General features: G+C 71.5%; 13 protein-coding genes and 1 pseudogene. 9 read left to right on the top strand and 5 right to left on the bottom strand.

Going from position 1 to position 17,284, the window contains the following annotated elements:
* The first annotated feature begins 25 nt into the window (after positions 1–25).
* A complete protein-coding gene (locus NBX02_RS03865) occupies positions 26–1,198 on the top strand; it encodes a glycosyltransferase family 4 protein (RefSeq protein ID WP_250283480.1) in 1,173 nt (390 codons plus the stop codon).
* A 106-nt stretch (positions 1,199–1,304) separates the two neighbouring features.
* Positions 1,305–3,191 carry a lipopolysaccharide biosynthesis protein gene (locus tag NBX02_RS03860; RefSeq protein WP_250283478.1) on the top strand — a complete coding sequence of 629 codons (1,887 nt, stop codon included), beginning with the start codon at positions 1,305–1,307 and terminating at the stop codon, positions 3,189–3,191.
* A gap of 238 nt (positions 3,192–3,429) precedes the next feature.
* Here the strand turns inward: NBX02_RS03860 and NBX02_RS03855 are convergent, their stop codons facing one another.
* Positions 3,430–4,158 (bottom strand): acyltransferase, encoded by a 729-nt coding sequence (locus tag NBX02_RS03855; RefSeq protein WP_250283477.1) that lies wholly within the window; start codon positions 4,156–4,158, stop codon positions 3,430–3,432.
* Positions 4,159–4,684: 526 nt separating this feature from the next.
* On the opposite strand from NBX02_RS03855, the gene NBX02_RS03850 reads away from it, so the two are divergent.
* Entirely contained in the window at positions 4,685–5,944 is a 1,260-nt protein-coding gene (locus NBX02_RS03850; RefSeq protein WP_250283475.1) for a hypothetical protein, read from the top strand.
* A gap of 211 nt (positions 5,945–6,155) precedes the next feature.
* On the opposite strand, the gene NBX02_RS03845 is transcribed toward NBX02_RS03850, so the two are convergent.
* Positions 6,156–7,124 (bottom strand): 4-hydroxy-3-methylbut-2-enyl diphosphate reductase, encoded by a 969-nt coding sequence (locus NBX02_RS03845; RefSeq protein WP_250283473.1) that lies wholly within the window; start codon positions 7,122–7,124, stop codon positions 6,156–6,158.
* A gap of 147 nt (positions 7,125–7,271) precedes the next feature.
* Between NBX02_RS03845 and xseA the strand changes: the two genes are divergently transcribed.
* From xseA to NBX02_RS03830, 3 genes are all read left to right on the top strand, one after another.
* Positions 7,272–8,507, top strand: coding sequence for an exodeoxyribonuclease VII large subunit (gene xseA / locus NBX02_RS03840; protein WP_250283470.1), 1,236 nt, complete (start codon positions 7,272–7,274; stop codon positions 8,505–8,507).
* 618 nt (positions 8,508–9,125) lie between these two features.
* Entirely contained in the window at positions 9,126–9,938 is an 813-nt protein-coding gene (locus tag NBX02_RS03835; protein WP_250283468.1) for a polysaccharide deacetylase family protein, read from the top strand.
* Positions 9,939–10,050: 112 nt separating this feature from the next.
* Positions 10,051–11,259 (top strand): glycosyltransferase, encoded by a 1,209-nt coding sequence (locus NBX02_RS03830; RefSeq protein ID WP_250283467.1) that lies wholly within the window; start codon positions 10,051–10,053, stop codon positions 11,257–11,259.
* 222 nt (positions 11,260–11,481) lie between these two features.
* Here NBX02_RS03830 and add read toward each other — a convergent pair whose 3' ends face one another.
* Entirely contained in the window at positions 11,482–12,585 is a 1,104-nt protein-coding gene (gene add, locus NBX02_RS03825; RefSeq protein ID WP_250283465.1) for an adenosine deaminase, read from the bottom strand.
* 382 nt (positions 12,586–12,967) lie between these two features.
* Between add and NBX02_RS03820 the strand changes: the two genes are divergently transcribed.
* Positions 12,968–13,270 (top strand): exodeoxyribonuclease VII small subunit, encoded by a 303-nt coding sequence (locus NBX02_RS03820; protein WP_250283463.1) that lies wholly within the window; start codon positions 12,968–12,970, stop codon positions 13,268–13,270.
* A 122-nt stretch (positions 13,271–13,392) separates the two neighbouring features.
* On the opposite strand, the gene NBX02_RS03815 is transcribed toward NBX02_RS03820, so the two are convergent.
* Entirely contained in the window at positions 13,393–13,950 is a 558-nt protein-coding gene (locus tag NBX02_RS03815; protein ID WP_250283461.1) for a DUF4245 domain-containing protein, read from the bottom strand.
* A gap of 793 nt (positions 13,951–14,743) precedes the next feature.
* Here NBX02_RS03815 and glpX point away from each other — a divergent pair.
* Both glpX and NBX02_RS03805 read left to right on the top strand, forming a co-directional pair.
* Positions 14,744–15,769: a class II fructose-bisphosphatase gene (gene glpX / locus NBX02_RS03810; protein WP_250290023.1), complete on the top strand. Its 1,026-nt coding sequence runs from the start codon at positions 14,744–14,746 to the stop codon at positions 15,767–15,769.
* 17 nt (positions 15,770–15,786) lie between these two features.
* Positions 15,787–16,593: a sterol desaturase family protein gene (locus tag NBX02_RS03805; RefSeq protein WP_250290022.1), complete on the top strand. Its 807-nt coding sequence runs from the start codon at positions 15,787–15,789 to the stop codon at positions 16,591–16,593.
* A gap of 377 nt (positions 16,594–16,970) precedes the next feature.
* Here the strand turns inward: NBX02_RS03805 and NBX02_RS03800 are convergent.
* Positions 16,971–17,284: pseudogene (locus NBX02_RS03800) on the bottom strand (hypothetical protein); the annotation flags it as partial.

Genomic DNA, 17,284 nt, shown 5'->3' with positions numbered 1-17,284 from the left:
TCGCCACCTCGAGGGAGCAATAACCGTGCCCGGACGACTTCGCGTGCTCCAGGTCACCCCTCGGTTCTTTCCCGACATGGGAGGGATCGAGACGCATGTCTACGAGACGGCCCGACGGCTGAACACCATGCCCGGCCTGCGGGTGGACATCCTGACCACCGACCGCGACGGCAGCCGGCCCCCCGTCGAAGTGGTCGAGGGGATCCGGGTGCGGCGGGTGCCCGCCTGGCCGCGCGAGCGCGACTACTACGTCGCTCCACGCATCCGCGCGGCGGTCGGCGGCGGCTACTACGACCTCGTGCACTGCCAGGGGGCGCACACCGCCGTCCCGGTCATCGCCATGACCGCCGCGCTCGCGGCCCGCACGCCCTACCTGGTCAGCCCGCACACCGGCGGCCACTCGTCTGCCGCGCGCCACCGGCTGCGGGGCGCCCAGTGGCGCGCCCTCGGCCCGCTGCTGCGCCGCGCCCGGCAGGTGGTCTGCGTCGCCGAGTTCGAGAAGGAGATGTTCGCCCGGCTGGCGCGGGTGGCCACCGACCGGCTGCGGGTCATCCCGAACGGCGTCGAGCCCGCCAGCACCACCGGCATCCGGCCCGCCGCCGGCACGCCGACCGTGGTCTCGGTGGGCCGTTTCGAGAAGTACAAGGGCCAGCACCACCTGATCGCCGCGCTGCCCGCCCTGCTCGAACAGGAGCCGCGGGCACAGCTGGTGCTGGTGGGACGCGGCCCCTACGAGGACGAGCTGCGGGCCCAGGCCGCCCGGCTGGGGGTGGCCGACCGGGTCGGCTTCACCTTCGTCCCGCCGGCCGAACGCCAGAGCATGACCGACCTGCTGGCCGGCGCGCACGTGGTCGCCCTGCTCAGCGAGTACGAAGCCCACCCGGTCGCCGTGATGGAGGCGATCGCGCTCGGGCGTCCGGTCGTGGTCGCCCCCGGCACCGGTCTCGGCGAGCTGGCCGACCGCGGCCTGGCCGAACGGGTCGACGACCCGGCGGACCCCCACACGGTCGCCGCGGCCCTGCTCCGTCACCTGAGCGCACAGACAGCCGCGGGAACACGGACGGCCACAGGAGGGGGCACAGGGGGCACAGGGGACGCGCCGGTCGGGGAGGGCGGCCACGGCACGCCGTCCACCCGCCTGCCCACCTGGGACGACTGCGCCAACGCGCTCGCAGACTCCTACCGTGCCCACGCATGACGCACCCTTGCCCGCCGACGGACACGGTCCACCCGGAGTCACCCATAGTGATGACGGGCGCGGTGGATGGGACGGCCGCGCCAACACCGGCATGAACAGCGCCGGCATGAACAGCGCCGATGGGGACAGCACCGACGCCGGCAGCACCACGAACGTCGCGGCCCGCGACAGTACGGCCACCGCCGGCCCACCCGCGAACGACATCACCGTGAACGGCACCGCCAGTGCGGGCGCCACGGCGGCCACTGCGGCGGGGGCCGCCGGCAGCCCACCGCCGGTGGATGCCGGGCACGGCCGGCTGCCCGCCGGTCTCGCGCACCTGCTGACCATCGCGATGTCCATGGTGGGAACACAGATCGTGACCTCCGTCCTCGGGGCGGTGTTCTGGTCCCTGGCCGCGCGCACCTACACTGTCGACGCGGTCGGGGTGGGGTCGGCGACCATCGCGGCGATGACGGTCCTCGGCTCCGTCGGGATGCTCGGCCTGGGCACGCTGCTGATGGCCAAGCTCCCCCTGCTCGAGCGGGAGCCGGACCGGCTCCGGCTGATGCGGGCGTCCATCACCGTTGTCGGGATCACCTCCGGCCTGCTGGCGCTGGCGTGGACCGGGGTCACCCCGTTCCTGTCCGAGACGTTGCGTCCGGTCAGCTCGAGCGTGTTCGCCGCCGTGCTGTTCTGTGTCGGGGTCGTCCTGTTCGCGGTGGCCTCCACCCTGGACTTCGCGCTGCTGTCGGCGGCGCGGGGGGCCGTGCAGCTCATCCGCAACGTCGTCACGTCGGTGGTCAAACTCGGGCTGATCCCGGTGTTCGTGCTCATCGGCTGGACGTCCGGGCTGGATCTCTACCTCGCCTGGGTAGCCGGCCTGGCCCTGTCCCTGCCGGTCTGCTACCGCTACTTCCGCCGGCCCCAGCCGGACGAGCGGCCGGACGAGCGGCCAGCGGACGGCACCGGTGCTGGTACCGGCACCGCGGCCACCCACCGCCAGCGGTTCGCCGGGTTCCGGCAGCTGCGGGAGATGCGCGGGGAGGCCGGTGGGCACCACCTGCTCAACCTGGCGTTACAGCTCCCCACCCTGCTGCTGCCCATTCTCGCCGCGCTCGCCGCGACCGCCGCGGACACCGCCTATTTCACGACCGCGCGCCTTGCCGCGTCCTTCTTCTTCATCATCCCGTTCGCGCTGACCATCGCCGTGTTCGCGCAGTCGGGGCAGAACGAGGAACACGCGCTGGCGAAGATCCGCTCGACGCTGCCGCTGGGACTCGCCGCAGCCGTCGTCACCTTCCTGATCGCGGCGCCCTTCGCCGGCCTTGTCATGACCATCTTCGGTGGCGCCTACACCGGCGGGGTGGCCGTCAGCGCATTCCGGATCATGATGCTCGCCGGGGTGCCCCTGGTGATAAAGGACCACTACGTCTCGTTGCGGCGGGTGCAGGGACGGCTGGGATCCGCCTTACGGGTGGTCGGCGCCGGGACGGCCATGGAGATCGCCTTTGCCCTCCTCGGCGGCCATTTCGGCGGGGTGAACGGCCTGTGCTGGGGCTGGCTGCTGGCGGTGGTGGCGGAAGCAGTGATCACCCTGCCGTCGCTGTCGGTGGTCTGGCGCAGGCCCGAAGCCGCGATCGCGATGGTGAGCCCCCACGCGACGGTGAGCCCACCGGTGAGCACCGCGGGACCGCTCACAGCCGCGCACCAGAGGCTGGCCGCCCGCTTCTACCCGCTCGAGCTGCTCCGCCCGGTCGACGACCGGGACATCGCCCGTTACCTCGGCAGCACAGGCAGCACCAGCGGCGAATCGCATCATGATCATGAACGGACCGCCACCGTCCGGCACCGGCCCGGCCGGTCGGAGCGGCCGCCGGACGAGAGCACCCTGCGCCTGCGGTCACTCACCAGGCGCGTCCTGGCCAAGCGCCCGCTCTCCACCGGCAACCATCACGACCATCACGACAGGAGCGGCCCGAACGACGGGAACAACCTGATCGCGAACAGTTGACGCGGACGAGAACCCGTAGGGACCGCCGGGCCATAAACCGTGGGAGGCACGTCCCAGAAGCGCCCGGGAAGAAGGGCCGCGGGCCGAACAGCCCGGATCATCCCGGGCGCCGCGGGCTGTGCTTATGGCTACGGAGCAGCGGACACGGCTACGGACGGGTTCGGCGGGACCGCCACGGGAACCACATCCCGGCCCGTGCGACCTGGTCGGGCGTGCGGGCGTGCGGGCATGCGGCCGGTCACCGGGCCGGGGTCCGGCCGGCGATGGGCTGTGCGGCGGTGGGCTGTGCGGCGGTGAGGCCGGCCGCCGGCGACACCAGCGCCGCCGAGGACTCCGCGGGCACGGGTGCGGCGGAGAGCGCCGCTGCGGCTGGGGATACCGCTGCGGCCTGGGGTGCCGAGGCGGCGGGAGACCCCGCAGCGGACGCCAGCGGCGCGGCGGGCTCCTCCGGGGTGATGTCGCGGACCCGGCGGGCGGGCGATCCGGCGTAGAGCCCGTAGGGCTTGCAGTCCTTGTTGACCAGGGCACCGGTAGCGATCACACAGTGATGACCTATGGTCACGCCCGGCATCACGGTCACCCTGCCGCCGAGCCAGCAGTCGTCGTCGATGACAACCGGCTTGGGCACCACCGTGCTGCTGACCTCACCGTTGACCACGTCGTGCGTGGAGGTCAGGATCGTGACCTGGGGTGATATCTTGACCCGCTCGCCGATCCGGACCCGCGCCGAATTCTCGATGAAACACCTGGAGGCCATCGCCGTCCCACGGCCGAAGCTCGCGCGATGACCGACGATGGAGCCCGGCATGATGTTCATCGTCCTGGTCCGCACGCCACCGAGACGATAGAGCAGGAAGCGGAGCGGACGCGGGACGAGGAAAGACCCGCCTATGCCATTGACGATGGTTCCCTGCACGAGCATCCAGAACTCGAGCTTGAGCTGCTCCCAGAGCTTTCCACGACGCACAACCGATCTCCTTCGCGCACACCGGCCGCGGCGCGGGTTCGCGGCGCGGCCCCGCCTCACCCCGCCGTCCGAACAACCACCCCGACGGTAGCAATATAGTCACCCGCGAACAACATATAATGATCAGTAATGAACGGCGGCCGGACATCACCGCCGCGCCGGCCGGCCGGATCCGGCGGGATAGGATGTCAACGGCATCGGTGGCGCAGCGCGGTGTCATGTCCGCTTGCCGACTCTGGCCACTCTCCAACGGGTCCGCTCTCCAACATGTCCGCTTGTCAGCATGTCCGCTTGTCTCCGGACCGGGTTGTCGGCGTCCGGATACCCGGCCCGGAGACGGGCACCTGTATCCGTTGCCGACCGAACACATAACGACACCTGCCACACCGTTCTCCCGTCAGAACGGTACTGCTATATGGTCCGTATCCTCCTTCTGACAGGACGGCGGCGTTGCTGGCGGAACGGCGGACTGGCGGAACGGCGGACTGGCGGAACGGCGGACAAGCACACCGGAGGTGAATCGACGATGCCAGGCAGAACACGGTCCCAGCGGGTTGCCGGCCGCGACCGGATATGGCTCGGCGCCCATTCCGTCTTCGTCACCGGGCCGCTGGACCTGCCCGATGTCGACACGATCCGGGCAGCCGTGCGGGAGCTCGCCTGGATCGCTCCCGACCACCGGCTGTTCCGCCGGCCCGACCATGACTACCATCGGTGGCGCCCGGTGACGGGCCGTGAACTCGACAGCCACTGCGAGCGGATGATCACAGCACTCGACGACAGTGCCGACGACGGTGGGCCGGAACAGCTACTGCTGCGGCAGTATGCCGCGCACGTCGACGACGTCCCCTTCCGGATCGCGGTCGGCCGCGACACGGTGGCGCTGTCGCTGGCCCATCCGCTCGGGGACGCCCGGCTCGTCCTCGACACCGGCGCCGAACTGCTGCTGGCCGCCGCGGAAGGCCGCCCGCCGCTGAGCCTGCACCGGCCGTCCACCCGGCTTCCCCTGGCGTGTGCCCTGGGCGAGTACTACGGCCGGAAACCCGGGCGGATACTCGCGACACTGCGCACCCCGCGCCCGGCCGCGCCCGGCCCGGCCGCCGGGACACGGCACCGGCCGTGGCAGCCGGACTTCACCGTGGTTTCCGGGGTGCTCTCCAGGAGCGCGCTCACCGACCTGCGTAAATGGAAAGCCCGCAACGCGTCCGGAGTCACCCGGACGATGGTGGTGTTCGCCGCGGTCCGGGCAGCGGTGGAAGCGGCGGGCATGCGGCCGGCGGCCAGCGGTTTCTACACCGTCGTCGACAACCGGAAGTTCCTTCCGAGCGGCCGCCGGCTCGATGGCAACTTCACGATCGGTATCTATGTCGAACCGACGGACGCCCGTGATCCGGTGGCTGTGTCGGCCGCGCTGGAGGCCGCGACCGCGAACGGGCGCACACTGGCCACGATGAGCCTGCTGACCGGCTTCGCCCAGGTCGGGCGCATCGCGGCGCTGAGCGACCAGGCGCCCTTCCCGGCACATCCGTCCCTGGTCCTGAATCATCTCGGACGGCCGCGCGGTTTCGAGAAACTACCGTGGCGGGGCAGCCGCTCGGATATCTACTACCTGTCGGCGACGACCCAGCGCCAGCCGGACTACGTCACCTTCCAGTTCGCCGAACTGCACGGATGTGTGCACGTCACGGTGGCTTTCCACGCGAGCGTCTTCGAGCAGGAGGCCGTACGGCGGGCTGTGGGCCTGCTCTGCGCGGATCCGGTCGCGCTGCTCGCCGGCGCCCGGTGAAACGCCCGGCGGCCCGGCTCACGGTCACCGGCCGCTCGGGGATACACGGACGCGCCTGAATGTGCGTGAGACGTTCCGAGCGTGCCCACGGATTCACCCGCGGGGCACGCCCGGAACAACCGGCATCCGGTCGGCCACGGCCTGACTACCGGCTATTTACCGACTACTTACCAGCTGCTCGCCGGCTATTTACCGACTGCTTACAGGCTGCTTACAGGCTGCTGCTAGCCGCCCGCTCCCGAGCACGGATTTCCCGACGGAGCTCGGGCGGCAGGGCGAACAGCAGATGTTCCTCCGCCGATGTCACCTGCTGGACGTCGCCAAAGCCGCGTTCGGCAAGCCAGGCGACGACCTCCGTCACCAGTTCCTCGGGGACGGACGCCCCGCTGGTCACGCCGATCGTCTCAACCCCTTCGAGCCAGGCGGGGTCGACCTGCTCGGCGTTGTCCACCAGATAGGCGGCGGGCACCCCGTGGTCGAGGGCGACCTCCACCAGGCGTACCGAGTTCGACGAGTTCGGCGACCCGACGACCAGGATGAGCTCGACCTGGCCGGCGATCTCCTTGACCGCCACCTGCCGGTTCTGGGTGGCGTAGCAGATGTCGGCGCTCGGCGGCCCCTGCAACAGCGGGAACCGCTCGCGCAGCGCCCGCACGGTGACCTCGGTCTCGTCGACCGACAGGGTGGTCTGGGACAGATAGGCGACTTTGGACTCGTCACGGACCCTGACCGCCGCCGCGTCCTCCGCGCCGTCGACGAGGTGGATGCGGTCGGGCGCCTGGCCCGTGGTACCGACGACCTCCTCGTGGCCTTCGTGGCCGATGAGAAGGATGTCGAGGTCCTCCTTGGCGAACCGGCGTGCCTCACCGTGGACCTTGGTCACCAGTGGGCACGTGGCATCGATCGTTCGCAGCTCCCGGGACCTCGCCTCCTCGTGGACGGTCGGCGCGACGCCGTGGGCGGAGAACACCACGGTCGCCCCGGTGGGGACCTCGTAGGTCTCTTCCACGAAGATCGCGCCTTTTGCCTCCAGCGTCTTGACGACGTGGGCATTGTGCACGATCTGCTTACGCACGTAGACGGGAGCGCCGTACAGCTCCAGTGCCTTCTCGACCGTTTGTACCGCTCGGTCGACACCAGCGCAGTACCCGCGCGGATTGGCCAACAGGATCCGCCCCATGCCGGGGAGTCTACGCGGCCCGGCAGCGCCTGGAAGGCGGAACGACAACCGTCACATGCCGGCGGCCCGGGGGGACAGCTCCCGCGTTCTGTGCATCGCCCCGAAAACCCGCACGGCCCGCGCGACCACGGTGGTTACCGTTGTCCGATGGCGCTCACCTCCACCCCGGAGCAGCCGCTGCCCGTGCGGACGGTCGCCCGGGCGATCGGCGAGTGGATCCACCGGCTCGGCCGGGTCTGGGTGGAGGGCCAGCTCACCGAGATCGTGCGGCGGCCGGGCCTGGCCACCGTGTTCCTCACCCTGCGTGACCCGGTAGCCGACGTGTCGCTGCGGCTGACCTGCCCGCGGGCGGTCTGCGACGCGCTCGGGGCCGCGCTCACCGACGGCTCCCGGGTGGTCGTCCACGGCAAACCGTCGTTCCATCCCGCGCGGGGGACGCTCGCGCTCGCCGTCACCGAGATCCGCCCGATCGGCACCGGGGTCCTGCTCGCCCGGCTCGAACAGCTGCGCGGCATGCTCGCGGCCGAGGGGCTGTTCGCGGCCTCCCGCAAGCGCCGGCCGCCCTTCCTGCCCCGGGCCGTCGGGCTGATCACCGGGCGGGCCAGCGCCGCCGAACGGGACGTGGTCATGAACGCCCGCCGCCGCTGGCCCGCGGTGCGGATCGTCCCGCGCGAGGTCGCGGTGCAGGGGCCGCTGGCCGTCGGGCAGATCATCGACGCGCTGCGCGAACTCGACGGCATCCCCGAGGTGGACGTCATCGTGATCGCCCGCGGCGGCGGGTCGCTGGAGGATCTGCTGCCGTTCTCCGACGAGGCGCTGGTGCGGGCCGTGGCCGCGGCCGTCACCCCGGTGGTCTCCGCGATCGGTCACGAGCAGGACGCGCCCCTGCTCGACTTCGTCGCGGACGTGCGGGCGTCCACGCCGACGGACGCGGCCAAGCGGGTGGTCCCGGACGTGGCCGAACAGCTCACGCTGGTGACGACGCTGCGTGGCCGGGCCCGGCGGGCCGTCGAGCAGCGCCTGGACCGGGAGGAGCGCTGGCTGGCCGACCTGCGCGGCCGCCCGGCGCTGGCCGCGCCCGGGCGTGAGCTCGACCGTCACGACGAGCACATCCAGGCGCTGCGCTTCCGTGGGCGGCGCTGCGTGCTCCACCGGCTGGAGCGGGCCGAGCAGGAACTGGCCCACGCGTCGGCCCAGTTGCACGCGCTGTCACCAGCGGCCACCCTGGACCGGGGATACGCGCTGGTACGCAGAGCCGCCGACGGATCCGTCGTGCGCGACCCCGGCCAGGCCGGCCCCGGGGACGCGCTGACCATACGGGTCGCGGGCGGCTCCTTCCCCGCGACCGCTGGCGCGCCGACGCGGACCGACATCCCGGCCTGAGCCGGGAATCCGCCCCGTTCGGGAGGTCCGCCCGAGCCGGGAAGCCGGCACCGGCCGGGTGGAGCGGGGCGGGGGCTCCGGGCCCGGGCCCGGGCCCGGGCCACGAAAAAGATGATCGAAAAGCTTTCGGCCGGCCGGGGCGGTGGGAATCATCGTCAGGTGCCACCGCCGCCGCGCGCCCACCAGGGCATCAGGAAAACTCGGTAAACCAACCGGGGACGACGCAATACATCCGGTCAGCTTCGGACGGTAGTCGTCAGACTATTTCCTGGATCATGGCACGTTCCTTCACACCCGTGGTGCTATGATTTCCAGCGGAAGATTTCAAACGTCCGTCAGCGGGCCGGGGGGCAGCGCGATCATGGTTTTTCGCACCGCCGACGGCCCACATCCCCGGGCCCCTGGGAGGAAAACATTGGCGCGACCAGTGCTGGCGCGCTCGTGTTCAGCCGGTGGAGAAGTTTCTCGCCAGCCACCCCGGAGCCCCTCGGCGCCACAATCCCGACACGATCACTATCGTGCCGGTGAATCAACGGGGCAGCGCAACGGAAACAATCCGCGCACATCGCGGCCCGGCATGGCCAACCGGAGAAACAAAACCACCACCCGGGGCCGGGCATGACCGAAAGTTTCTCCGTCCTGCCCGTGCTGATGTTCCACAGTATCGGCAACGGCGCCAGCGCGGCATTTCGTCGATGGCAGGTCCCGCCGGCGCTGCTCGTCGAGCAGCTAGCCTGCCTGAGTGCGGCCGGCTACCAGTTGCTGGGCCTTTCCGAAGCGCTTTCCCAACCAGCCGGGAAACATGTCGCGATCACCTTCGACGACGCTTTCGCGGATTTCTCCACGCACGCCGTCCCGGCACTGCGGCAGGTGGGCGCCGGAGCGACCCTCTACGCCCCCACCGCCTACGTGGGCGGCCGGGCGACCTGGCTGTCGGCCTACCCGGAGGGCGCATCCCCCCTGCTGGCCTGGTCCGACCTGCGGGATCTCCACGCCGCCGGCTACGAGATCGGCTCGCACGGCCACCGGCACACCGACCTCGACCTGCTGGCCGGCCCCGAACTGCGCCGTGACGTCGAGACCAGCCGCCGCCTGCTCGGAGCCGAGCTCGGCTCTCCCGCCCGGAGTTTCTGTTACCCGTTCGGCTATCACACACGAGCTGTCCGCGCGGCCGTGGCGGACGCCGGTTTCGCCTCCGCCTGTGAGGTGGGATACCGCATTCACCGCCGTGACACGTCCCCGTTCTCGATAAGCCGGCTGATAGTCACCGGCTCGACGAGCCCGGAACAGGCCCTCGCGCTGGTCCGCGGTGGCCAGCCCGGGGTTGTTCCGTACCTGCGACGTGGCACCCGGACCCCGTGGCGTGCTTTCCGGGCCGCCCGGCGCGGCCTGCGCGCGCGCCAGGAGCCGGCCGTCCAGGAACAACCATGACCGGTTTACCGGAAGCCCGCCCGCCGGCCGGCCGCACCAGCTGGCCGGAAGACGGCGCGGACGCCGTCCCGTTCACGCCGTCCCGAGGCCCCGAACGTCCGTGGAGAAAACCGTGACCAGTGTCAGTGTCGTGGTGTGCAGTCATCTCGTGGCACGATGGCCGCAACTCATGAACGCTCTCGACTCGCTCCAGGACCAGAAACTACGCCCGGAACGTGTCGTCGTAGTCGTGGACGGTGACGACGAGCTGCTCGCCCGGCTGCGTGAGCGGGCCGGTGCCGAACTCGTCCTCAGCACCGGGGGGCGTACCGGGCTGTCCCATGCGCGTAATGTCGGTATTGCCGCGGTCGACAGCGAGTTCGTGGCATTTCTGGACGATGACGCGGTCGCCGATCCGTCCTGGCTGTCATCTCTCGTGCAGGTCGCGACCGCCGGCCCCGACATTCTGGGAGTCGGCGGCTGGGTGACCCCTGACTGGGGCGGTGAGAAACCCGGCTGGTTCCCGCCCGAACTGCTCTGGACGGTCGGTTGCAGCCACCAGGGCCTACCCACCCAGCAGACTACCGTGCGTAATGTTTTCGGTGGCTGCGCCCTGTTCCGGCGGAGCGTGTTCACCACCGCCGGCGGTTTCGACACCCGCCTGGGCCGGCAGCTCAGGGGAGCGTCGGGCTGCGAGGAAACGGAGCTGTGCGTCCGCGCCGCCGCCCTGATCCCGGACGGCCGGTTCGTGCATGAACCGGCCGCGGTCATCCATCATCAGGTGCCCGCCCAACGGCAGCGTCCCTCGTACGTCGTGCGCCGGTGCTGGGCGGAAGGCGCGTCAAAGGCCACGCTCCGGCGTTTGTGCGCGGGCTACCGCACGCCGGCACGCGGCCCGCTCGGCCCTGAACGCGACTTCGTTCTCAAGGTGCTGCCACGCGGGGTGCGTGGCGGTCTCGGGGCCTTTCTCCGGGGACGCCCGGCGGGCCTCGCACGGGCCGGCATGATCGTCGCGGGAACCGGGACGACCATCCTGAGCTTTCTGCTCGCCGTGATCCGTACTGCCTTCTCCCCCGCGCGGGCGGCCGGCCGCCGCCCGGTCCTCCCGGCCACCGGTCCTACACCGCCGGGCGCGCCGGCCACCGGCACCGTCACCGGCACCACCCGGGCCCCGGCTCCCCCGGATTCCCCGAACGCCGCGGATTCCCCGGCTGCCGCCGGCGCTTCCGGTGCTTCCAGCGCTTCCGGTGCTTCCGGTGCTTCCGGCGAGGACAGCCCGTCGCCGGCAGCGAACCCGGCCGCAGAGGCCACTACGCCCAACATCCACACCCTCTCGGCCTGAACCCGGCCTGAACCGGTCGTCAGACCGGTCGCTGACTGGCCCTGCCGGCGAACATGCCAGCAGGGCCAGTCAGCGGTTCCAGACCTCGAAGACGGCGTCCAAGCCGAGGTGCGCAAGCCGCACGGGGTGACAGAGCGGAGCTGACGGCCGCGCCAACGGGGCCGCCAGCCGTTCGACCGTGCCGGCCTGGGCGCACAGGGGGAAAGAGACCAGCGGCCTGGGTCAGGAAGCGGCCTGGAGGCGGTCGGCGGCCGCGGCGATCTCGGCGCGGAGGGCATCCTTGAGCGGGGCGGGAGCGAACGAGTGCTCCACCGCGGCCGCGGCCAGATCGACCACCTGGTCGCGGCGCAGCCCCAGGCTGCGCAGCGCGTGCAGGTATTCGTCACGCAGCGTGGTACCGAACATGGGTGGATCGTCGCTGTTGAGACTGACCGGCAGCCCCAGTTCGATCATCGTGGGCAGCGGGTGGTCCGGATAGCCCGCGACGACCCCGGTGCGCAGGTTCGACGTCGGGCACACCTCCAACGGGATGCGGTGTGCCCGTAGATGATCAACGAGGGCCGGGTCGTCGAGGGCCCGGATGCCGTGGCCGATGCGCTCGGCGTGCAGGTACTCGAGGGCGTCCCAGACGGTGCGCGCCCCGGTGGTCTCGCCGGCGTGGGGGACGCGGTGCAGCCCGGCGTCCCGCGCGACGGTGAACGCCTCGGCGAACTGCGGGCGGGGCACACCGGCCTCCGGCCCGCCGAGACCGAGCGCGATCACGGACTCCCGACGGCTCAGCGCGAACTCGACGGTGCCCTCGGACGCGGGGCGCAGGTCCATGCCCGGCAGGCCGGGAATATCGGTCACCCACCGCACCTGGATGCCGGTCTCCCGCTCGGCGTCCAGGCGGCCCCGCTCGATGCCGCCGAAGAGCTCGTCGGCGTCGATGCCACGCCCGATATGCAGGAACGGCGTAAAAGTGATCTCGGCATACCGGACCCCCTGGCCGGCGAGCCCCAGCGCGGTCTCCCTGGCGAGGACGGCGAAGTCGTCAGCGTCCCGCAGCACCCGGACGGCGGCCAGATACACCTCGATGAAGTGGTCGAAGTCGCGGAACTCGTAGAACTTCGTCAGGCTCTCGATGTCGGTGGGCAGATCGTCCACCCCGTGGCGGCGCGCCAGGGCGAGCAGGGTCCGCGGACGCATGGATCCCTCAAGATGGACGTGCAGCTCCACCTTGGGCAGCGCGTCGACGAACTCCTCGTCACCGAGCTCTTCCGCCACGTTCCGCCCTGTCACGCCCGACCCCTTCCCGGCCCGCCCGCCGGCATCACCGACACTCATCGGCTGCCGCCCGCACGACCCACACAACACCACACGGTCCGTACGGGCGCCACCACCCCGCATGCCGGCGGACGACCGCCCCGGCACACCCGTCCCACCAGACAGAACCGCACAGCCCCTTCCCCCGCTGCCCCTTCACCGGAACGAGTGTGTAAGTGGCTGCCAGAGCGGCCACTTACACACTCGTTACCATGCTTGCCGGGACTGTCAGAGGATCTTCCGGCAGCTGCCGACGACGGGGCCTCCACCTGTGGAAACGGCTCGCTGACGCTGGGTGTTACATCGTCCCTCGGGCGCTCCCCGGCTGCCCTCCCGGGGAGGGGCGGCGCTGCTCTGGGGCGGGCAGGCTGGGGCGGGAGGCCGACAGATGTGAGGAGGCTCGATGCCGGAACCGGACAGCGCGGTGCCGCCGGACAGCGCAGCATCAGCAGGGACAGCACAGCGCCGGACAGCGCCGGCGCGGCAGACAGCGCTGACATACGAACGGGCCCGGTCGGAGCTGGAGGAGGTCGTCCGCCGGCTGGAAGCCGGGGGCACCACCCTGGAGGAGTCGCTGTCGCTGTGGGAACGCGGCGAAGAGCTTGCGAAGGTGTGCCAGGCGTTCCTGGAGGGAGCCCGCGCCCGCCTCGACGGCGCCGTCGAGGCCGCCGGTGCCGACGCGGCCGCGGATCCGGGCGCCCACTGAGAATCCAGGCGCCCCTGACGCCAGACGCCCGCTGACGCCAGGCTCACCCGCTGGCGCGCGGCCTGCTGACGCGCGGCCTGCTGACGCGCGGCCTGCTGACGCGCGGCCTGCTGACGCGCGGCCTACGGCGCGGCGTGCGGGCGTAGCGACGCCGCCAGCGCCCCCAGGTCGGCGGCGGACGCCCCGCCCTTGCCACCGCCGTCGGAGACGATCAGCACGACGTCACCGGTCTGGCGGGTCAGCGCCAGATGGCCGGCGTCATCCCGTCTTTCCTGCCAGGACGTTCCGGCGAGCTCGACGGTCCCCGTCACGGGCCGGTCCCCCAGGACGCGTTTGACCGCGTCCCGGGCGTTGCTCTCGTTGAGCTGCGCGTATGTCCTGTCGTCCGGGCGGTCGACGACGTACCCGATCGTCAGCTCGACCGTTCCCGGCTCGGTGTCCGACAGCCCGGAGGCCCGGACCGAGGTGGCCCTCCAGTGGCCGGGCAGGCCGGTCGGCGCCAGGACACCGAAGGGCGCCGACCGCGCGAACGCGGCCACCGGGGCGGCCGTGTCCACCGGGCGCACCGGGTCGCCGCCGCCTCTGGGCATGAACAGCGCGACCAGCAGCACCCCGGCCATCACCACTCCGAGGGACAGCGCCATGTCTCGGATCGTTTCCTGACCGCGTCGTCGTGCCATCGTTCCATCCTGCCGTCCCCGGGACGCGGCCCGACGGGACAGTCGGCCCGCTCGGTCCCTGTCTCGTCCGTGGCGATCCCGTACCGATCATCGTCGGACGGTGGCCCGCGCGCCCGGCCGGCCACCCGTCATGACGGTGGACGGCGGTGGGCCGGGCTGCCGGCGCCCCGGGGCCACAGCCGCGACAGCCGCACACCGGATTCAGGAAACATCATCGATAAAATAATTCCCGGACGCCTGTCGAAGCACCGCCCGTCGAAGCACCGCCCGGCTGAAGTGCGGCCCTGTTGAGGAACGGCCTGGACGTAAGCCAGATAACAGCGTGTCCTCCGGCCAGGCCGAACGCCTGGCGGCGGCCGTCGGTAAACAATAGATGGGCGTCCGGCACGCCCCCTCCGCGTGCCGGACGCCCATACGTGGAGTTGGACGTATGTCCGCCGGTCAAGGTTGCACCAAGTAAGACGATCTAGATGTCACGCACCTGACATTGGCATTCTGAGGACTACCGTCCCAAAAGCGGCGCGATCATATTTCCGTACCGGCCGCCCCGCCGGAGCCAGGTGCCGGTGGGTATCCGCCCGGGTACCGGCCGGCCCCGCCGGACCAAGCGGCCAGGGCACCGCGCGGCCCACACCGGCACCGCGCGGCCCACACCGGCCCCGCGCGGCCACACCGGACGTGACCGGCCACACCGGACGTGACCGGGTGACGTCCGCCCCGCGGCCGGCGGGCCGCCGGTGGCCCGCCGGCTATCGGTGGGCGGATTCACTCATGTGCAACTAGTCTCACTTCCGTGGCAGCCGAAAGCGCGAACCTTCCTGACCCGCTCGTCGTCCAGGGGCAGGCACCCGACCGCAACCTCGCCCTCGAGCTCGTCAGAGTGACCGAGGCGGGGGCCCTCGCGGCCGCCAGATGGGTCGGGCGCGGTGACAAGAACGGCGCCGACCAGGCCGCCGTGGACGCCATGCGACGGCTCGTCGGCACGGTGTCGATGCGGGGCGTCGTCGTCATCGGCGAGGGTGAGAAGGACGAGGCCCCCATGCTCTTCAACGGCGAGGAGGTCGGCTCGGGCGAGGGCCCCGAGTGCGACGTCGCCGTCGACCCGGTGGACGGCACCACCCTCACCGCCAAGGGCATGAACAACGCGATCTCCGTGATGGCGGTGTCCGAACGCGGGTCCATGTACGACGCGAGCGCCTGCTTCTACATGGAGAAGCTCGTCACCGGCCCCGAGGCCGCCGACGTGGTGGACATCACCGCACCGGTCGAGGACAACATCCGGGCCGTCGCCAAGGCCAAGAGCGTGCATCCGCGGGACGTGACCGTCGTCGTCCTGGAACGCCCGCGCCACGTCCAGCTGATCGAGCAGATCCGCGCGGCCGGCGCCCGGGTGAAGCTCATCTCCGACGGGGACGTCGCCGGCGCGGTCATGGCGGCCTCCGCCGACACCGGCGTCGACCTGCTGCTCGGCATCGGTGGCACCCCCGAGGGGATCATCAGCGCGTGCGCGGTGACCTGTCTCGGCGGTGTCATCCAGGGACGGCTGTGGCCGCGGGACGACGCCGAGCGCACCAAGCTCGCCGACGCCGGCCACGATCTTCGGCGCGTACTGACCACCCGCGAGCTCGTGGACAGCAACAACGTCTTCTTCGTCGCCACCGGTATCACCGACGGTGAGCTGCTGGCCGGCGTCCGGTACCGGCCGGGCGGCGCCAACACGTCGTCGCTGGTGATGCGCTCCCGCAGCGGGACGATCCGGCGGGTGGACAGCCAGCATCAACTGACCAAACTCCAGGCGTATTCGACGGTGCCGTTCTGAAGGTACCGTTCTGAACCATGTCGACGACATCGGCGCCGGTGCGGACCGCAGCGGTCCCCCCACGCCGGGCCACGCTGCGCCGGGCCACGCTGCGCCGGGCCACGCTGCGCGGGGCCACGCTGCACCGGATCGTGCTGCACGGGGTCACCGCAGCCGTCGCCCGTCTGGACCAGCCCGGCCCCCACGGCCGAGCGTCCGACGCCACCACGCTGCGCGCCGCGGCCGGCCGCTTCGTGTCCCATCCGCGTCCACCGGTGCTGATGGGTGTGGTCGCGGGCCTGGCGGCCGTGCGGCTCGCCCGCGGGCGCTTCGGCCGGACGGACGCGGTGGTCGCGGTGTCCATGGCCGCCGCGCAGCCGTTCGTCGAGTGGGCGGTGCACCGCGGGATCCTGCACGCCCGGCCGGGCAGCCGGGCCGGCGCGGTCTGCTACCGGATCGCCGGCTGGGGGCACGAGCAGCACCACCGCGACCCGACGAACATGGACACGATGTTCGTCCGGCCGCAGGAGGTGCTCGACGTGGGAGCGGTCGCGCTGGTCGTCGCCCTGTCCGGCCCTCCCCCCGCCGCCACCGCGGCCCTGTGCACGGGCCTGGGGCTGCTTGCCTACGACTGGACGCACTTCCTCATCCACACCGGCTATCGCCCGCGCGGCAGGGTGTACCGCAGGATCTGGCGTAACCATCGGTTGCACCACTTCCGCAACGAACGCTACTGGCTGGGTGTGACGTCCAACATCGGCGACGTGCTGCTGGGCACCAACCCGCCGCGGGACGCGGTCCCGGTCTCGCCGACCGCGGCCTACGCCCACCTCCCCGCCGGGTGATCTCCGCCTCACCCGGTGATCTTCGGTGGCACCGGCCCGCCGCCTGCCGCTCCGCTCACGCCCTGTGGACTTACTCACGCCCGGTGCCGGCCGGTCGTCCGGGAAACGGGCCCGCCACCCGCCAGTCGCCGGATCGTCGAATTCCCGCTCCAACGTGATACGGCCGCCGGCGGCCGGCCATTTCCCGGCCGGCCGTCCCGCCCGTGCCCACACCGCGGGCCGTGGACATGCCGGTGACATGTCGTCGATATATCAGTGACATGTCGACGACGTCCGGCCGATGTCACGGAGACGTTGCCCCCGGCCGTGACGGAACCACCGAAAAACACGGCAGGCCGTTTACCGGCGGATTTGACACCGTATTTGCGGACAGGACGTCAGGAGGGTGGCGGGCATTCCGCGCCCAGGGCGTCCAGAGCGATGCCGACGTCGATACGGGTGCCGATACGGGTGCCGTCGACGGCGGTGCCGCCGCCGTCGACGGCCGGATTTCCCCGGCAGGCGGGAGGGCTCCTGGCCGGCTGGGGCGACGGCTGGCCGCCACCGGCGGCGTCCAGTTGTTCCGGTCCCGTGGCCAGCCCTGCCGGTCCCGCGGCCAGCGGGGACGGCGAGGACAGCCTGGCCGGCGCGGCCGCGGCCGGTGGAGCCGTCCGGGCCCGTGGGGAGCCCGCCGGGCTGCCCACGCCTGCCC

The sequence above is a fragment of the Protofrankia sp. CiP1_Cm_nod1 genome, assembly GCF_920888515.1.
In the GTDB taxonomy this organism is placed as follows: Bacteria; Actinomycetota; Actinomycetes; order Frankiales; family Frankiaceae; genus Protofrankia.
This window is presented reverse-complemented; position numbering and strand designations above follow the sequence as displayed.